Source organism: Streptomyces sp. CA-243310, assembly GCF_050936775.1.
Classification (GTDB): Bacteria; Actinomycetota; Actinomycetes; order Streptomycetales; family Streptomycetaceae; genus Streptomyces.
Genome location: NZ_JBNJMF010000001.1, coordinates 283,481 through 300,345, shown reverse-complemented (window position 1 = coordinate 300,345; position 16,865 = coordinate 283,481). Strand labels below are relative to the sequence as shown.

Annotated in this window: 16 protein-coding genes, 2 tRNA genes and 1 pseudogene; 15 read left to right on the top strand and 4 right to left on the bottom strand. The window is 69.7% G+C overall.

The genetic code is table 11. The annotated features are described in order from the left end of the window. Window positions 1-2: 2 nt before the first annotated feature. The 6 genes from gyrB (at window position 3) to ACQEVM_RS01410 (ending at window position 7,308) form a co-directional block, all read left to right on the top strand. Complete coding sequence (gene gyrB, locus ACQEVM_RS01435) at window positions 3-2,057, top strand: DNA topoisomerase (ATP-hydrolyzing) subunit B (RefSeq protein ID WP_433073746.1); 2,055 nt, start codon at window positions 3-5, stop codon at window positions 2,055-2,057. A gap of 41 nt (window positions 2,058-2,098) precedes the next feature. Further along, window positions 2,099-4,711, top strand: coding sequence for a DNA gyrase subunit A (gyrA, locus tag ACQEVM_RS01430; RefSeq protein WP_433073743.1), 2,613 nt, complete (start codon window positions 2,099-2,101; stop codon window positions 4,709-4,711). A 3-nt stretch (window positions 4,712-4,714) separates the two neighbouring features. Beyond that, window positions 4,715-5,350: a DUF3566 domain-containing protein gene (locus tag ACQEVM_RS01425; protein WP_433073741.1), complete on the top strand. Its 636-nt coding sequence runs from the start codon at window positions 4,715-4,717 to the stop codon at window positions 5,348-5,350. A 153-nt stretch (window positions 5,351-5,503) separates the two neighbouring features. Further along, window positions 5,504-5,577, top strand: a tRNA-Ile gene (locus ACQEVM_RS01420). Window positions 5,578-5,722: 145 nt separating this feature from the next. Then, entirely contained in the window at window positions 5,723-5,857 is a 135-nt protein-coding gene (locus tag ACQEVM_RS01415; RefSeq protein WP_208809277.1) for a DLW-39 family protein, read from the top strand. Between the two features lie 134 nt (window positions 5,858-5,991). Further along, window positions 5,992-7,308: a hypothetical protein gene (locus ACQEVM_RS01410; protein WP_433073738.1), complete on the top strand. Its 1,317-nt coding sequence runs from the start codon at window positions 5,992-5,994 to the stop codon at window positions 7,306-7,308. A gap of 97 nt (window positions 7,309-7,405) precedes the next feature. Here ACQEVM_RS01410 and ACQEVM_RS01405 read toward each other — a convergent pair whose 3' ends face one another. Then, window positions 7,406-8,809 carry a serine/threonine protein kinase gene (locus ACQEVM_RS01405; RefSeq protein WP_433073735.1) on the bottom strand — a complete coding sequence of 468 codons (1,404 nt, stop codon included), beginning with the start codon at window positions 8,807-8,809 and terminating at the stop codon, window positions 7,406-7,408. Between the two features lie 87 nt (window positions 8,810-8,896). Continuing rightward, window positions 8,897-9,445, bottom strand: coding sequence for a helix-turn-helix domain-containing protein (locus ACQEVM_RS01400; protein WP_053675533.1), 549 nt, complete (start codon window positions 9,443-9,445; stop codon window positions 8,897-8,899). Window positions 9,446-9,605: 160 nt separating this feature from the next. On the opposite strand from ACQEVM_RS01400, the gene ACQEVM_RS01395 reads away from it, so the two are divergent. Together ACQEVM_RS01395 and ACQEVM_RS01390 are read left to right on the top strand one after the other, a co-directional pair. Then, a tRNA-Ala gene (locus tag ACQEVM_RS01395) sits at window positions 9,606-9,678 on the top strand. 423 nt (window positions 9,679-10,101) lie between these two features. Continuing rightward, window positions 10,102-10,635, top strand: coding sequence for a LysM peptidoglycan-binding domain-containing protein (locus ACQEVM_RS01390; RefSeq protein ID WP_433073732.1), 534 nt, complete (start codon window positions 10,102-10,104; stop codon window positions 10,633-10,635). An 87-nt stretch (window positions 10,636-10,722) separates the two neighbouring features. On the opposite strand, the gene ACQEVM_RS01385 is transcribed toward ACQEVM_RS01390, so the two are convergent. After that, window positions 10,723-11,412: a DUF5324 family protein gene (locus ACQEVM_RS01385; RefSeq protein WP_433079750.1), complete on the bottom strand. Its 690-nt coding sequence runs from the start codon at window positions 11,410-11,412 to the stop codon at window positions 10,723-10,725. A 174-nt stretch (window positions 11,413-11,586) separates the two neighbouring features. Between ACQEVM_RS01385 and ACQEVM_RS01380 the strand changes: the two genes are divergently transcribed. Continuing rightward, entirely contained in the window at window positions 11,587-12,114 is a 528-nt protein-coding gene (locus ACQEVM_RS01380; RefSeq protein WP_433079748.1) for a peptidylprolyl isomerase, read from the top strand. Between the two features lie 121 nt (window positions 12,115-12,235). Further along, window positions 12,236-13,117, top strand: coding sequence for a rhomboid family intramembrane serine protease (locus tag ACQEVM_RS01375; RefSeq protein WP_433073730.1), 882 nt, complete (start codon window positions 12,236-12,238; stop codon window positions 13,115-13,117). Window positions 13,118-13,269: 152 nt separating this feature from the next. Here the strand turns inward: ACQEVM_RS01375 and crgA are convergent, their stop codons facing one another. After that, window positions 13,270-13,524 carry a cell division protein CrgA gene (crgA, locus tag ACQEVM_RS01370; RefSeq protein WP_053675547.1) on the bottom strand — a complete coding sequence of 85 codons (255 nt, stop codon included), beginning with the start codon at window positions 13,522-13,524 and terminating at the stop codon, window positions 13,270-13,272. 91 nt (window positions 13,525-13,615) lie between these two features. Here crgA and ACQEVM_RS01365 point away from each other — a divergent pair, with 91 nt between their 5' ends. From ACQEVM_RS01365 to ACQEVM_RS01345, 5 genes and pseudogenes are all read left to right on the top strand, one after another. Further along, window positions 13,616-14,392, top strand: coding sequence for a DUF881 domain-containing protein (locus ACQEVM_RS01365; protein ID WP_053675549.1), 777 nt, complete (start codon window positions 13,616-13,618; stop codon window positions 14,390-14,392). Further along, the gene (locus ACQEVM_RS01360; RefSeq protein WP_433073725.1) at window positions 14,361-15,110 is read left to right on the top strand and encodes a class E sortase; all 750 of its coding nucleotides are present in this window, start codon (window positions 14,361-14,363) and stop codon (window positions 15,108-15,110) included. The genes ACQEVM_RS01365 and ACQEVM_RS01360 overlap by 32 nt, the downstream gene beginning before the upstream one ends. A gap of 79 nt (window positions 15,111-15,189) precedes the next feature. Beyond that, a complete protein-coding gene (locus ACQEVM_RS01355; protein ID WP_030011120.1) occupies window positions 15,190-15,366 on the top strand; it encodes a hypothetical protein in 177 nt (58 codons plus the stop codon). After that, a complete protein-coding gene (locus ACQEVM_RS01350; protein WP_433073723.1) occupies window positions 15,363-16,001 on the top strand; it encodes an aminodeoxychorismate/anthranilate synthase component II in 639 nt (212 codons plus the stop codon). The genes ACQEVM_RS01355 and ACQEVM_RS01350 overlap by 4 nt, the downstream gene beginning before the upstream one ends. Before the next feature lie 152 nt (window positions 16,002-16,153). Further along, a pseudogene (locus ACQEVM_RS01345) lies at window positions 16,154-16,819 on the top strand (class E sortase); the annotation flags it as partial. Between the last annotated feature and the right edge of the window lie 46 nt (window positions 16,820-16,865).

The window sequence follows — 16,865 nt, the reverse complement described above, 5'->3', positions numbered from 1 at the left end:
CTGTGCTGTGCCAGAAAGGGCGCTTCGTGGCCGATTCCGGCAACCCCAACGACAACCAGTCCACAGCCGGCGACAACGGTGACCCCGTTGCGTACACCGGCAATCAGATCCAGGTCCTCGAGGGCCTGGACGCGGTCCGCAAGCGGCCCGGCATGTACATCGGTTCGACCGGTGAGCGTGGTCTCCACCACCTCGTCCAGGAAGTCGTCGACAACTCGGTCGACGAGGCCATGGCCGGGCACGCGGACACCATCGACGTCACGATCCTCGCCGACGGCGCTGTGCGCGTCGTCGACAACGGTCGCGGCATCCCCGTCGACATCGTGCCGTCCGAGGGGAAGCCGGCCGTCGAGGTCGTCCTCACCGTGCTGCACGCGGGCGGCAAGTTCGGCGGTGGCGGCTACGCCGTCTCCGGTGGTCTGCACGGCGTGGGTGTCTCCGTCGTGAACGCGCTGTCGACGAGGGTCTCGGTCGAGGTCAAGCGTGACGGCTACCGCTGGACCCAGGACTACAAGCTGGGCGTGCCGACGGCCCCGCTCGCGAAGAACGAGGAGACCGCCGACTCGGGCACCACGGTCACCTTCTGGGCCGACCCCGACGTCTTCGAGACCACCGAGTACTCCTTCGAGACGCTCTCCCGGCGCTTCCAGGAGATGGCCTTCCTCAACAAGGGCCTGACCCTGTCGCTGACCGACGAGCGCGAGTCCGCGAAGGCGACCGTCGGCGCCGACTCCGCCGAGGAGTCCGACGACGACCAGGCGCGCACGGTGAAGTACTACTACGAGGGCGGCATCGTCGACTTCGTGAAGTACCTCAACTCGCGCAAGGGCGAGATGATCCACCCGACCGTCATCGACGTCGAGGCCGAGGACAAGGAGCGCCTCCTCTCGGTCGAGATCGCGATGCAGTGGAACTCGCAGTACACCGAGGGCGTCTACTCCTTCGCCAACACGATCCACACCCACGAGGGCGGAACGCACGAGGAAGGCTTCCGTGCGGCCCTGACGGGTCTGGTGAACCGTTACGCGCGCGAGAAGAAGCTGCTCCGCGAGAAGGACGACAACCTCGCGGGCGAGGACATCCGCGAGGGTCTGACGGCCATCATCTCGGTCAAGCTGGGCGAGCCGCAGTTCGAGGGCCAGACGAAGACCAAGCTGGGCAACACGGAGGCCAAGACCTTCGTGCAGAAGGTCGTCCACGAGCACCTCAACGACTGGTTCGACCGCAACCCGGTCGAGGCCGCGGACATCATCCGCAAGTCGATCCAGGCCGCCACGGCCCGCGTCGCCGCCCGCAAGGCCCGTGACCTCACCCGTCGCAAGGGTCTGCTGGAGTCGGCCTCGCTGCCGGGCAAGCTGTCCGACTGCCAGTCGAACGACCCGACCAAGTGCGAGATCTTCATCGTCGAGGGCGACTCGGCCGGTGGTTCCGCGAAGTCCGGCCGCAACCCGATGTACCAGGCCATCCTGCCGATCCGAGGCAAGATCCTGAACGTCGAGAAGGCCCGTATCGACAAGATCCTCCAGAACACCGAGGTCCAGGCGCTGATCAGTGCCTTCGGTACCGGTGTGCACGAGGACTTCGACATCGAGAAGCTCCGCTATCACAAGATCATCCTGATGGCGGACGCCGACGTCGACGGCCAGCACATCAACACCCTGCTGCTGACCTTCCTGTTCCGCTTCATGCGGCCGCTGGTCGAGGCCGGGCACGTCTACCTCTCGCGCCCCCCGCTGTACAAGATCAAGTGGGGTCGTGACGACTTCGAGTACGCGTACTCGGACCGCGAGCGGGACGCCCTCGTCGAACTCGGCAAGGGGCAGGGCAAGCGGATCAGGGAAGACTCGATCCAGCGCTTCAAGGGTCTGGGCGAGATGAACGCCGAGGAACTGCGCGTCACCACCATGGACGTGGACCACCGCGTGCTCGGCCAGGTCACCCTGGACGACGCCGCGCAGGCGGACGACCTCTTCTCGGTGCTCATGGGCGAGGACGTCGAGGCCCGACGCTCCTTCATCCAGCGCAACGCCAAGGACGTTCGGTTCCTCGACATCTGAGTCGGCCTCCGCTGACCGCCTGAAAGGACTTCTGACCAGCAATGGCCGATGAAATCACCCCCACCGCCGAGAATCCCGCGGCGGAGCCGCCGCAGATGCGGATCGAGCCCGTCGGGCTCGAGACGGAGATGCAGCGCTCCTACCTCGACTACGCGATGTCCGTCATCGTCTCCCGCGCCCTGCCCGACGTACGGGACGGCCTCAAGCCGGTCCACCGTCGCGTGCTGTACGCGATGTACGACGGCGGCTACCGGCCCGAGAAGGGCTTCTACAAGTGCGCCCGCGTCGTCGGTGACGTCATGGGCACGTACCACCCGCACGGCGACAGCTCGATCTACGACGCCCTGGTCCGTCTGGCCCAGCCGTGGTCGATGCGCATGCCGCTCGTGGACTCCAACGGCAACTTCGGCTCCCCGGGCAACGACCCGGCCGCCGCGATGCGCTACACCGAGTGCAAGCTGATGCCGCTGGCCATGGAGATGCTCCGGGACATCGACGAGGACACCGTCGACTTCCAGGACAACTACGACGGCCGCAACCAGGAGCCGACGGTCCTGCCGGCGCGCTTCCCGAACCTCCTGGTCAACGGCTCGGCCGGCATCGCCGTCGGCATGGCCACGAACATCCCGCCGCACAACCTGCGCGAGGTCGCCGCCGGTGCCCAGTGGGCGCTGGAGCACCCCGAGGCCTCCCACGAGGAGCTCCAGGACGCGCTCGTCGAGCGGATCAAGGGCCCGGACTTCCCGTCGGGCGCCCTCGTCGTGGGCCGCAAGGGCATCGAGGAGGCGTACCGGACCGGGCGCGGCTCCATCACGATGCGCGCGGTGGTCGAGGTCGAGGAGATCCAGAACCGCCAGTGCCTGGTGGTCACGGAGCTTCCGTACCAGACCAACCCCGACAACCTGGCGCAGAAGATCGCCGACCTGGTGAAGGACGGCAAGGTCGGCGGCATCGCCGACGTCCGCGACGAGACCTCCTCGCGGACCGGCCAGCGCCTGGTGATCGTCCTCAAGCGCGACGCCGTGGCCAAGGTCGTGCTGAACAACCTGTACAAGCACACCGACCTCCAGTCGAACTTCAGCGCCAACATGTTGGCGCTCGTCGACGGAGTGCCGCGCACCCTGTCGATCGACGCGTTCATCCGCCACTGGGTGACGCACCAGATCGAGGTCATCGTCCGGCGCACGCGCTTCCGCCTGCGCAAGGCGGAGGAGCGCGCCCACATCCTGCGCGGTCTGCTCAAGGCGCTGGACGCGATCGACGAGGTCATCGCCCTCATCCGGCGCAGCAACACGGTCGAGATCGCCCGTGAGGGCCTCATGGGCCTGCTGTCGATCGACGAGATCCAGGCCAACGCCATCCTGGAGATGCAGCTCCGCCGGCTCGCGGCCCTGGAGCGGCAGAAGATCGTCGCCGAGCACGACGAACTCCAGGCCAAGATCAACGAGTACAACGCGATCCTGGCCTCCGAGGAGCGCCAGCGTCAGATCGTCAGCGAGGAACTGGCGGCGATCGTCGAGAAGTTCGGCGACGACCGACGCTCCAAGCTGGTCCCCTTCGACGGCGACATGTCCATGGAGGACCTGATCGCCGAAGAGGACATCGTCGTCACGATCACCCACGGCGGCTACGTCAAGCGGACCAAGACCGAGGACTACCGCTCGCAGAAGCGCGGCGGCAAGGGCGTGCGCGGCACGAAGCTGAAGCAGGACGACCTGGTCGACCACTTCTTCGTGTCCACCACGCACCACTGGCTGCTGTTCTTCACGAACAAGGGTCGTGTCTACCGCTCGAAGGCGTACGAGCTCCCGGACGCCAGCCGTGACGCGCGCGGGCAGCACGTGGCGAACCTGCTGGCCTTCCAGCCGGACGAGAAGATCGCCCAGATCCTCGCGATCCGCGACTACGAGGCGGCGCCCTACCTGATCCTGGCCACCAAGGGCGGCCTGGTGAAGAAGACGGCCCTCAAGGACTACGACTCGCCCCGTTCGGGTGGTGTAATCGCCATCAACCTCCGTGAGACGGAGGACGGCAGCGACGACGAGCTCATCGGCGCGGAGCTGGTGTCCGCCGACGACGACCTCCTGCTCATCAGCAAGAAGGCGCAGTCGATCCGCTTCACCGCGACGGACGACTCGTTGCGTCCCATGGGACGTGCGACGTCCGGCGTGAAGGGCATGAGTTTCCGAGGCGGGGACGAGCTGCTCTCCATGAGCGTGGTGCGGCCGGGTACGTTCGTGTTCACCGCGACGGACGGCGGCTACGCCAAGCGGACGGCAGTGGACGAGTACCGCGTCCAGGGTCGTGGTGGACTGGGCATCAAGGCGGCGAAGATCGTGGAGGACCGCGGTTCTCTCGTCGGCGCGCTGGTGGTCGACGAAACGGACGAGATTCTCGCCATCACGCTCAGCGGTGGTGTGATTCGTACGCGAGTCAACGAAGTCAGGGAGACCGGCCGTGACACCATGGGCGTTCAGCTGATCAACCTGGGTAAGCGCGACGCCGTGGTCGGCATCGCGCGCAACGCGGAGGCCGGTCAGGAAGCTGACGAGGTCGACGAGATCGAGAACGAGATCGGGACCGAGGTGGCCGAAGGACAGGCCGCCGAGGCCGCCGAGGGCACGCAGCCCTCGGCTGGGGAGCACGAGGAGTAAGTCGTGAGTGGAGCCGCGGGCGCCGGACCGGCCAAGACTGGAGCGAACGGTGCCCGTGGCCCCGCCGCGGACTCCCAGGGGGGAACCGTGACGGATACCCGAGGACCGCAGCCGAAGTCGCCGACCGACGCAGGTCCGAGCAGCAGGGGCGGTCAGCCCCACCAGCCTGCGCAGGCCCTCTCGGCGCCCTCGGGCCCGGGGGCGGCGCGCGGGAGCCAGGCCGGGGACACGCAGCGCCGGCCGCGCACCGGGGCCCGTACGGCGCCCCGGACGCGCAAGGCGCGACTGCGGGTGGCCAAGGCCGACCCGTGGTCGGTGATGAAGGTCAGCTTCCTCCTGTCGATCGCGCTCGGTGTCTGCACGGTCGTCGCGTCGGTGGTGCTGTGGATGGTCATGGACGCGATGGGCGTCTTCTCGACCGTCGGCGGCACGATCAGCGAGGCGACCGGATCGAACGAGAGCAACGGGTTCGACCTCCAGTCGTTCCTCTCGCTGCCCCGCGTGCTGATCTTCAGCTCGGTGATCGCGGTCATCGACGTGGTGCTCATGACGGCGCTGGCGACGCTCGGCTCGTTCATCTACAACCTGTCGGCGGGCTTCGTCGGGGGCGTCGAGCTGACGCTCGCCGAGGACGAGTGACCGACCGGTTCGAGGGCCGGCCCACCGGCTGACTGACCTGCGGGGACGCTGTCGTGGCGTCCCCCGGGTCGACCTCCGGAGAGCCCCCGGGAACGGATTTTGGACCTACCGGGTGTGTGCGCTAACCTTCAGGAGTCAGCGCGCAGCGCGGATGGGGCTATAGCTCAGTTGGTTAGAGCGCATCCCTGATAAGGATGAGGCCACAGGTTCAAATCCTGTTAGCCCCACAGTGTCGAAGACCCCCAGGCCCCCGGCCTGGGGGTCTTTGTCGTCGGGCCAGTTGAGGGGTTCCCAGATAACCGATCGGTATCGGTCGGTGTGTATTGTTGGGCGCCAGAAGTCCCCAACGTCAACGAAAGACGAGGTCGCGCGGTGAAGAAGCTGCTCCTGGTCGCACTGGCCGCCATCGGCGGGCTCCTCGTGTACCGCCAGATCCAGGCGGACCGTGCCGAGCAGGACCTGTGGACGGAGGCAACCGACTCCGTGCCTTCTGGTTCTGGCGTGTGAGACCCACGATTGATCCCATGAAGCCCCGGCTGCCGCTGCTGCCGGGGCTTTGTGCTGTTCTGTGTGCTGTTCCGTGACGAACACTTGCGGTATGCAAAGATTTGACTTGCGCTAGCAAACTCGGGGTGCGTGTGATGGATCGGGGACGTCGGATACGGAGCGTCGTGCTGGCGGGGGTCGCCGGGCTGGGGCTCGTGGCGGCGCCGCCGGGGGCCGCGTGGGCGGCGGGCCCGGCGCCGCAGCCGGTGCCGACGTACCGCGCGGCTGACGGGGCGAAGCGGGTCGAGGGCAGGCCCTCCACCGCGGACACCGCGCCGCTGGAGATCGGGACGGTCCACGAGGACACCATCGGCCCGGAGGAACGCTTCTACCAACTCCGGCTCGACGCCGCGTCCGACGTGTACGTCTCCGCGGTGGTCCGTCCGCCCGTCGGTGCCAAGGTCGGCTACGGCGACGGCATCGAGGTCGAGATCATCTCCGGCGCGGGGACCCGCTGCCCCGGCTACGCGCGGGCCGGCTTCGGCTACGACCCCGTCCCGGTGAGCGCGGCGGCCGTGCGGCGGGTCAAGGAGGACGGCGAGTGCCAGGCCGCCGCCACCTACTACGCGAAGGTCACGCGCACCGCGGCCAAGGACTCCGACCGGGGGCGGTGGCCGGTCGAACTCCTCGTCCTGCGCGAGCCGGCCCTCGGCGGCGGCTCCCCCACGGTCGCGCCCAGCGTCTGGCCCTCGGCCTCGCCGACCCTGCCCGGAGGTGCCTCGCTCGCCCGGACCGGCGGCACCGGCTTCAACGACGCGCGCGCCCTCGGGACGGGGGTGTGGCGCGACGACCTGCGGCCCGGGCAGACCCGGTACTACCGCGTCCCGCTGGACTGGGGACAGCAGTTGGGGATCGGCGCGGAGATCGCGGCCGCCAGGATGACGAAGGAGTACGGCTCGGCGTCCAACGGCCTCACGGTCTCGGTCTACAGCCCCTACCGGGCGCTGGTCGACTCCAAGGGCACCTCCTACGACGGCAAGCAGGCCGGGGTCACGCTGCCCAAGACGGCTCCGGTGGCCTACGAGAACCGTTTCTCCGACGACGCGGAGATGCGCGGGACGCGTGTGGCCGGCTGGTACTACGTCGCCGTGACGCTGGGCGGGAAGGTCGGGGAGTTCACCGAGGACGCGGTACCGGTGCCGCTGACCCTGCGGATGGACGTCCTCGGGACCCCCGGAAAGGCGCCGGCGTACCGGGAGAGCCTGAGCGCGGCCGGGTTCGGGGTGGACGCCGCCGACCGCACCGCCGCCAAGGAGGGGCTCACCGGACCGGAGGCCGCCGCGGCCGAGGACGACCGCTCGGTGATGAGGGTGGTGGCCACCGGCGGCTTCGGGGCGGGAACGGTGCTGCTGCTCGTGCTCGGGGGATGGATCCTGCTGTCCCGGCGGGGTGCCGGGGCGGGACGTCGGTAGCTTCCCGGGCTTCCGGGGATGGGCTTCCGGGGAGGGGCTTCCGGGCTCCGGTGCTTCCGGGCTCCGGTGCTTCCGGGGACGGGCCGACGCGGGTGGGTCAGAGGCCGGTCAGTGCCCAGACGCCCACCGCGAAGCAGAGGAGCGCGGCGGCGAGGATGCCGACCGTGACCCGCGCCGGGGGAGGGGCGATCCGCAAGGCGCGGGGCGCGGCCGGGTCGGGGTGTGTCGTCGGGCCGGTCGGTGAGGCCGCTGCGGGCCGGGTCGGCCGGGCGGGCGCTTCGGCGCCGAGCGGGGTGAGGGCCGGCTCGGGTGTGACCGGCGGGGGCAGGTGGAAGCTGCCCGTCTCGGAAGGGCCGTACGCCGCGGGGGGCGGCCCGAACGCGTCGAGGGGCGCGGGCGGCGTCGCGTACGCGGTGGGAGTGGGCGTCGGGGCGGGGACGGCCGTCGGGGTGTGGACGGGTGCGGGCGGGGCCGACGACGGGGTCTGGTCCGGGGGCCGGGGCGGGGGCGGTGCCACGGCACCCGTGCGGCGCGGGTCCGTCGGGGTGGTTCCACCGGGCCCCGTGCCCGTGTGCGGGGCCACGGGGGCGGCGGGACCCCCGAGGGGCACCGCGCCGGTGTTCTGCGGCCCCCGGGGGCCGAAACCGTCGGGGAGGGGGCCGAGTTGGTCGAACACCTCCACCGGTTCCTCGTCCGGTGCGGCGGGCGGAAGCAGCTCCATGGCCTCGGCAAGGGCCTTGCGGGCCCCTGTGGCGGTTCTGAACCGGCTCTGGGGGTCGGGTTGCAGGAGGTTCGCGATGACGTCCCACAGGGGCGCGGGGACGCCTTCGGGGGCATCGGGGGTGCCGTGCGTCAGGAAGCGCTCCACCAGTGCCTGGGAGTCCGGCTTGCGCCCCTGGAGGAGGTACAGGGCGACCAGGCCGGTGGCGAAGAAGTCGGCGGGGAAGTCGGGCTCTGCGCCGAGGAGTTGCTCGGGGGCGGAGTAACCCGGCGTACCCACGACGTAGTTGGTCTCGGTGAGCCGCGGCTCACCCTTGCGCATGGAGATGCCGAAGTCGGACAGCCGCAGGTGCGGCCGTCCGGTTCCGGTGGCCGCCATCAGTATGTTGGCCGGTTTGATGTCGCGGTGGACGACGCCCTCCGCGTGGACCGCCGCCAGTCCCGCCAGGAGCTGGTCGAGCAGCGTGCACACGAACCGTGGCGGCAGGGCGCCGTAGTCCCCGATCACGTGGGCGAGCGAGCCCCCGGCGACCAGCTCCATGGTGAACAGGACCTTGTCGTCGTCCGCCGCCCAACTGGCCGGCGCGAGCACGTGCGGATGATCGATCCGCAGGGCCTGCTCGCGCACGAACCGCAGCAGGGTGTGGGCGTCGCTCTGCATGAGGACCTTCGCGGCCACGTACCGACGACGGCGGTGGTCCCAGGCACGCCAGACGGCGCCCGCTCCACCCCGACCGATCGGATCGATCAGCTCGTACCGGCCCGCGAAGACCTCACCCATCGCTGTGCCCGTCCCCCGTTGTCCGTCGTCGCCGGATGCCCGATACCCGTCGCCTGATGCCCGTTGCCCGTCGTCGTCCGCCGTGACTCAGTTCTGGTGCGACTCGTAGTGCGCCACGGCGTCGGCGGTGCGACCCGCTCCGTACACCCGGAGGAACTCTGCCAGTTCCGGATGGCTGGGGGCGAGGGTCTCCGCCGCGTCGATGATGTCCCCGGCCGCCGAGACCGAGCGCAGCAGCGACTGGATCTCGCGGACGACCCGCTTGACGGTGGGCGCGCCCGAACCGGCTGCCGTCTGCCCGCTGTTGCTGAGGACGGATCCCCCCTGGGTCTTCTTGATCTCGTCCATCCTGTCGGTGGCCTCCCCCGCGCTGACGCTTCCGTCGGCCACCTGACCGGCGAGATCCTGCAGGGCCTGGACCCGCTGGACCACGGCCGGGTTGCCGATCTTGGCGCGCTGGCCGCTCATCAGCTGGGACAACATCGGTGCCGAAAGCCCGAGGACGGCAGCGAGGCGAGCCTGGTTCAAGCCGAGGTCATCTATGAGCCGGCGGAAGAGCGCCCCCAACGGCTCCCCGTACCAACTGCGCTGAAGCTCTCTGGCTCTGGCCGTGGCCTCTTGCTGTACAGCGTCCACTCTTACTACTCCCCTTCGCTGGTGCGAACCTCGCGAGCATCTTACGGAGAGTGGTCGCGGGGCGGGAGTCCCTATCATTTTGCGGGATGAGGGGGTACACCCGGTACTCTGTTCTGCGGAACGACCGCTCTTTCTCCGGGGGCAGCCGTGTCCACTTTTCGGGGCCTTAGCTCAGTTGGTAGAGCGCTGCCTTTGCAAGGCAGATGTCAGGAGTTCGAATCTCCTAGGCTCCACATGTGAAGGGCCTCCCTGACCAGCGGAAACGCTGGTCAGGGAGGCCCTTTTGCGTTCCTGCGGCGGTGTGCGTTCCCTCGCGGGGGGTGTGGCCGGCAGCGGTCGATGACTCGGCGGGGGAGGCGGTGAGGGGGGACGGGACGGCGACTTGGCGGGTCATGCCGATCTGTCGGTTGGATTCGGACAGGCCCGCCGCGCGCTCCCCTCACCTGCCCCGGTGACTTGGACGGGGACGGCGACCGTCCGTTCGGCCGGCCGGCGGTCTCGTGCCGCGCGCGTCGGTGGGACCGGGAAATCCCGGGGCGTCCCGGCCCGCGGTGTCCCCCGGTCGGCTCAGTCACCCGGCCGGTCGGCGCCGGGTGGCCGAGAGTGGAGGGAGGCACTGTGCCAGGGGGCGACACCACGCCGGAGGCGTACACACCATGGGAATCTTCGACTTCCTGAAGTCCGACAAGAAGAAGGCGCACGACGCCGCCGAGACGGCGAAGGAGCAGGTGGAACAGCAGGCGGCGGCGAAGCCCGCCACCCCGGACGTGCCCAACGACCTCGGCGGGAAGTACACCGACGCCGCCGCGGCCACCAAGGCGTCCGCCGACCGGATGGCCGCCGCCGCTCCCCCGAAGCCCGCGCCGGCTCCGCCGAGGCCAGTGCCGGCTCCGCCGAAGCCCGCGCCGGCTCCGCCCAGGCCCCCTGCGGTCGGGCCGGTGGCGCACCACACGCCCACCCCTGCGTCCGCCGCGCACAAGGCGGTTCCGGCGGCGCCCGTGCCGAAGCCGGCGCCCGTCGCGAAGAAGCGGACGTACACCGTCAAGTCCGGCGACTCGTTGTCGGCGATTGCCCGCCGCGAGCTCGGCAACGAGGCCCGTTGGCGAGAGCTGTACGCCATGAACCGGGGAGTCGTCGGATCCAACCCCGACCTGATCCACCCGGGGATGGTCCTCACCCTCCCCAACTGACCGCGGGGCGACGGACACGGCGAGGGGCCCGGATCGAGATCGATCCGGGCCCCTCGCCGTGTCTTCCCGACTGCCGGGCGACTCCCCTTACTGCTGGTCGTCGCCGGCCGAGCGGGCCTCCTGCTCCTTCGCCGCCAGCTCGTCGTCAAAGCTCGCCGGAGCGGAGTCGCGGGCGGACAGTTCGGTGGCCGCCGGCGGTTCGACGAGCCAGTCCGGGTTCGACTGACGGTCCCACCACTTCCAGGCCGCGTACGCCCCGCCGGCCACGACGCCGACCAGCAGAACGCCCTTGAACACCCGGCCCGTGCGGGCCCGGCGCTTCTGGCGCCGCACCAGCTTGCGCACTTCCTCGGCCGACACCTGGCCGCGCAGGGCGGCGAAGGCGGCGGTGGACCGGGAGGCGGCCTCCTCGGCCACCGGCTGCGCCGCGGCGAACGCGCTCTCGAGTCGCGGCTGGGTGTACTCCGCTGCCTGTCGCGCGGCGCGCCGGGTCTGCTTCACCGCCTTCGTCGCGGCCCGGTCCACGTTCGGCGGCACGTGGGAGCGCGCCGCCTTGATGTGGGGGTGCAGATGGGAGTCGTACGTCGTACGCGCGTGCCGGGCAGCCTCGCCGGCCGCGTACGAAATCTTGGGCGCCAGCAGCTCGTTCGCCTCTTGCGCATAGTGCACAGCGGCGTCCTTGGCGGTTCCTGCGTACGGCGCCACCACTTCCGCTGCGTGCCGCATGCTCTCCCTGGCGCTCTCGGCTGCCGCGTGCACGCTGTCCTTGCGGGTCACGGGTTCCTCCTCCTCGGTGGCGGACACAGTTCACCTTTCCACCCTTTGTCGGATCATGCCTGCCTTACCGTCGACCGGCATGCGTGACAGGGCATCCGAGTGGAGGATTTCTGTGCGTGGAAGCACCCCGTGGGAGTATCTGTACCGACAGTGATGACTATGGAAGGCAGATCCGTGGCCGAGAAGCTCTACGCCACCCTGAAGACGAACCACGGCGACATCGAGATCGAGCTGCTGGCCAACTTCGCCCCCAAGACCGTGCGGAACTTCGTGGAGCTCGCCACCGGCGCCCGCGAGTGGACGCGACCCACGGACGGGCAGAAGACCACGGACCCGCTGTACGACGGTACGGTCTTCCACCGGATCATCAGCGGTTTCATGATCCAGGGCGGCGATCCGCTCGGCAACGGCACCGGTGGTCCGGGCTACCAGTTCGGGGACGAGTTCCACCCCGACCTGGCCTTCACCAAGCCGTACCTGGTCGCCATGGCCAACGCCGGGCCGGGCACCAACGGCTCGCAGTTCTTCATCACCGTCGCGCCGACCGCCTGGCTGACCCGCAAGCACACCATCTTCGGCGAGGTCACCGGCAAGGCCGGCCAGAAGGTCGTGGACGCCATCGCCGGACTGCCGACCAACCCGCGCACCGAGCGCCCGCTGGACGACGTGATCATCCAGTCGGTCGTGATCGAGAAGCGCTGACCCCGACCGGGGAGACGCCCGGGAACCTTTTCGCCCCGCCCGTCCGTCCTGGATACGTACGTGGACACCTACCGGACCGGCGGGGTGGCGCCATCCGCCTCGCCACCGATCGAGGGGACCGATGGACACCGACCGTCTGCCGGGCTGTTACCGCCACCCGGACCGGGACACGGGCATCCGCTGCACCCGCTGCGAGCGTCCGATCTGTCCCGAGTGCATGATCAGCGCATCGGTGGGCTTCCAATGCCCCGAATGCGTCCGGGAGGGCTCCGGCACGGGCCACCGTCCCACCGCGAACGCCCCGCGCACCATCGCGGGCGGTGTGGTCGCCGCCGACCCGCACCTCGTCACCAAGATCCTCATCGGCGTCAACGTCGCCCTGTTCTTCGCGACCCTGGCGGCGCCGGGGATCATCCTGCCCCTGGAGCTGGTGGGCGGTTACGTCGACTACTGGGGCGGACCGCTCCACGGCGTCGCCGGCGGCGAGTACCACCGCTTGCTGACCTCGGTGTTCCTGCACACCCAGTGGTGGCACATCATCGGCAACATGCTCGCCCTGTGGGTGATCGGAGGCCCCCTGGAGGCGGCCCTCGGCCGGGCCCGCTACCTGACCCTCTACCTGCTGTCGGGCCTGGGCGGCAGCGCCCTCGTCTACCTGCTGACCCCGGCGTCCACCCAGACCCTCGGTGCGTCGGGCGCGATCTTCGGGCTGCTCGGCGCCACCGTCGTGCTGGCGCGCCGGCTGCGCTACGAGATGCGCCCGGTCCTGATCATGGTCGGTCTGATGCTGTTGTTGACCTTCGTGCGGATCGGGGACGTCGAGGTGTCCTGGCAGGCCCACATCGGCGGCCTGGTCACCGGTGCGCTGGTGGCACTGGGGATGCTCCTGCCCGCCGCGGGCAGAAAGCGGGCGTTGATCCAGTGGGGTACCTGCGCGGCGGTGTTTCTCCTGGTCATGGGCTTGATCATGGTCCGTACGGCCGAACTGACCGCACTCACCTGATCACACCGGCGTCAACTCTCCACAGAGTTATCCACAGATCTTCTGTCTTTTCCTCAGGTGTGGATGACGCTGTGGATAACTCATGGGGAGAGCTTCCCGGGGCGGTCCCGCTGCGCTACGCGCGCGGGACTACCCACACCGCGGGGGGAAGGCTACTTCCACTGCGTGGAGACGCCGAACCCGGCCGCGATGAAGCCGAATCCGACCACGATGTTCCAATTGCCCAGCGACTCGATCGGCAGCTGGGTATCGGTCACGTAGAAGACGACGATCCAGGCCAGACCGATCAGGAAGAAGGCCAGCATGACCGGGGCCACCCAGCTGCGGTTCGTCAGCCTGATCGTCTGCGCCTGCCGCGTGGGCGGCGGGGTGTAGTCGTCCTTCTTGCGGATACGTGACTTCGGCACGAGGGGCTCTCCTGTCGATGCGCTGGGGACCTTGCCTGCCCCGGGCGTCCGTTAGCGTAGTGGACCTGTGGCGTTGAAGGAGAAGGCTACGTTGAGCAATTCCGACGACTCCTCCGCGGGTCCCCGTGGCCGGGCCAGGCCCGTCCGGTTGTTGACCGCTGCCGTTTTCGCCCTGGCCGGCCTCATCTTCGTCACCAGTTTCAACACGTCCAAGGGTACGAACATTCGCACGGACGGCTCACTCCTGAAGCTGTCCGACCTGATCCACGAGCGCAGCCAGGACAACGCCGAGCTGGAGCGGACCACCGCGACCGTGCGCGACCAGGTGGACGCCCTCGCCGAGCGCGACGACGGGAGCACCAGGGCCGAGGACGCCAAGCTGGCCGCCCTGCGCACAGCCTCGGGCACCGAGGAGCTGTCCGGCAAGGGTCTGACGGTCACGCTCAACGACGCTCCGCCGAACGCCACGGCCCGCATCCCCAACGTTCCCGAACCCCAGCCCAACGACCTCGTCATCCACCAGCAGGACCTCCAGGCCGTGGTGAACGCGCTGTGGCTCGGCGGCGCCCAGGGCATCGAGGTCATGGACCAGCGGTTGATCGCCACCAGCGCCGTGCGCTGCGTCGGCAACACGCTGATCCTCCAGGGCCGCGTCTACTCGCCCCCCTACAAGGTGTCGGCCGTCGGCGATCCGCGCGCGTTGCGCAAGGCCCTGGCCGCCTCGCCCGCCCTGCAGAACTACCAGCTGTACGTGAACGCCTACGGGCTCGGCTGGAAAGTGGAGGAGCACAAGGAGCTGACACTCCCCGCCTACTCCGGCACAGTGGACCTCCACTATGCGAAGCCCGTGGAGTCCGCCACGCCCTGACGTCGTACTGCGGCTGCTGGTACGGACGTTCAGCGAGGTGTGTCTGACCGTCGGCACGGTGATCGTGTTGTTCGTCGCGTACGTGCTCCTGTGGACCGGGGTCAAGGCCGACCGGGCCATGGACGGGGAGATGTCCCGGATGCGCGACCGCTGGGCCGCCCCCGCACCCGCCCCCGCTCCGGTGCCGACGAACACCGCCCCGAGCCCCTCGACGGGTCCCTCGACACGGCCGGAACCCGCGCGGATCCCCGAGGGCCGGGCCTTCGCCGAGATGTACGTGCCCCGCTTCGGCCGGGACTGGAACAAGCCCGTGCTGGAGGGCACCGGCACCGAGCTGCTCAAGAAGGGCCTCGGCCACTACCCGGGCAGCGGCCGGCTCGGCGAGACCGGGAACTTCGCGGTCGCCGGGCACCGGCGGACGTACGGGGACCCCTTCAAGGACATCCCCGAGCTGCGGCCCGGGGACAGCGTGATCCTCAAGGACGCGACGACCTGGTACACGTACACGGTCCGGGCCGCGCCGCTGCGCACCCTGCCCGACGAGACCGGGGTGGTCGACGCGGTGCCCGCGCGCTCCCCCTTCACCGACCCCGGGCGCTACCTGACCCTGACCACCTGCGATCCGGAATGGGGACACAGCCACCGGCTGATCGTCTGGGCCGAACTCACGGGCACCCGGGGAGCCGCCGAGGGCGAACCCGAGGGTTTGTCGAGCTGACCCCTGTCGTCGGGCCGCTGCCTTTAGTCTGTTGCGGTACCGCCCCCGCGGTGCGTGGGACGAAAGGGACGCGGACGGAATGTACGGCTGGATCTGGCGGCACCTGCCCGGCAACGCGTGGGTCCGCGCGCTGATCTCTCTCGTACTGGTCCTCGCGGTGGTCTTCGTGCTCTTCCAGTACGTCTTCCCGTGGGCCGAGCCGCTCCTTCCGTTCAACGATGTGACGGTGGACGAGGGATCGGGAGCCACTCCGTGAGCGCGCGCATTCTGGTTGTCGACAACTACGACAGCTTTGTCTTCAATCTGGTCCAGTACCTCTACCAGCTCGGCGCCGAATGCGAGGTCCTGCGCAACGACGAGGTCGAGCTCGCGCACGCGCAGGACGGCTTCGACGGCGTGCTCCTGTCGCCCGGGCCCGGCACTCCCGAGGAGGCCGGCGTCTGCGTGGACATGGTGCGGCACTGCGCGCGGACCGGTGTGCCGGTCTTCGGCGTGTGCCTCGGCATGCAGTCGATGGCCGTCGCCTACGGAGGGGTCGTGGGCCGGGCGCCCGAGCTGCTGCACGGCAAGACCTCGCCCGTGACGCACGAGGGGCTCGGGGTCTTCGAAGGACTGCCGTCGCCGTTCACCGCGACCCGCTACCACTCGCTCGCCGCCGAGCCGCTGACCCTGCCGGACGTGCTGGAGGTCACCGCGCGCACCGAGGACGGCATCATCATGGGGCTGCGGCACCGGGAGCACGACGTCGAGGGCGTGCAGTTCCACCCCGAGTCGGTGCTGACCGAGTGGGGCCACCGCATGCTCGCCAACTGGCTCGTGCGCTGCGGTGACACCGGGGCCGTCGGGCGTTCGGTGGGGCTGGCCCCGGTGGTGGGCAAGGCCGTCGCGTGACGGCGGTCGCGCCGTCCGTGCCCACGGAGGGACGGGCCGCGCGGCGCAGGGCGGCGCAGGAGGCCGCGAAGCGCTCCCACGCGCGGGGGCGCAGGCGGGGCGGGCGTCGGCGTCGGCGCCCGCGCTCGGGCGGTCCGCTGGTGGTGCTGACCCGGACGCTCGGGGAACTGTTCATCACGACGGGCCTCGTGATGCTGCTGTTCGTCACCTACCAGCTCTGGTACACGAACCTGCTGGCGGAACGGGCGGTGGACGGAGCCGCCGGATCGCTGCGTCAGAACTGGGAGCGCAATCCGGGTGCCGCCGCCGCGCCGCAGGTCGAGGCCTTCGAGCCGGGACAGGGCTTCGCGATCATGTACATCCCGAAGCTGGACGTGAAGGTGCCGGTGGCCGAGGGCATCAGCAAGCCCAAGGTGCTGGACAAGGGGCTGGTCGGGCACTACTCCGAAGGCTCCCTGAAGACGGCGATGCCGGCGGACAAGCAGGGCAACTTCGCGGTGGCCGGACACCGGAACACCCACGGGGAGCCGTTCCGCTACATCAACAAGCTGGTGCCCGGCGACCCGATCGTGGTGGAGACGCGGGACGCGTACTACACGTACGAGATGACCTCGGCGTTGGCGCAGACCTCGCCCGCGAACGTGTCGGTGATCAGGCCGGTGCCGGAGGGTTCCGGCTTCACGGCCCCGGGCCGGTACCTCACACTGACGACCTGCACCCCCGAGTTCACCAGCACCTACCGGATGATCGTATGGGGCAGGATGGTCGAGGAACGCCCCCGCAGCCAGGGCGCTCCGCCCGCGCTGAAGAGCCCGTGAGAGCCCTGAGAGCCCGTATCCAAGAGCCCCCGGAGAGCCGGCGGGG

Coding starts and splice junctions, on each gene's coding strand:
- gyrA (WP_433073743.1), top strand. CDS start 2,099: ATGGCCGATGAAATCACCCCCACCGCCGAGAATCCCGCGGCGGAGCCG.
- ACQEVM_RS01410 (WP_433073738.1), top strand. CDS start 5,992: ATGGATCGGGGACGTCGGATACGGAGCGTCGTGCTGGCGGGGGTCGCC.
- ACQEVM_RS01405 (WP_433073735.1), bottom strand. CDS start 8,809: ATGGGTGAGGTCTTCGCGGGCCGGTACGAGCTGATCGATCCGATCGGT.
- ACQEVM_RS01390 (WP_433073732.1), top strand. CDS start 10,102: ATGGGAATCTTCGACTTCCTGAAGTCCGACAAGAAGAAGGCGCACGAC.
- ACQEVM_RS01375 (WP_433073730.1), top strand. CDS start 12,236: ATGGACACCGACCGTCTGCCGGGCTGTTACCGCCACCCGGACCGGGAC.
- ACQEVM_RS01360 (WP_433073725.1), top strand. CDS start 14,361: ATGCGAAGCCCGTGGAGTCCGCCACGCCCTGACGTCGTACTGCGGCTG.
- ACQEVM_RS01355 (WP_030011120.1), top strand. CDS start 15,190: ATGTACGGCTGGATCTGGCGGCACCTGCCCGGCAACGCGTGGGTCCGC.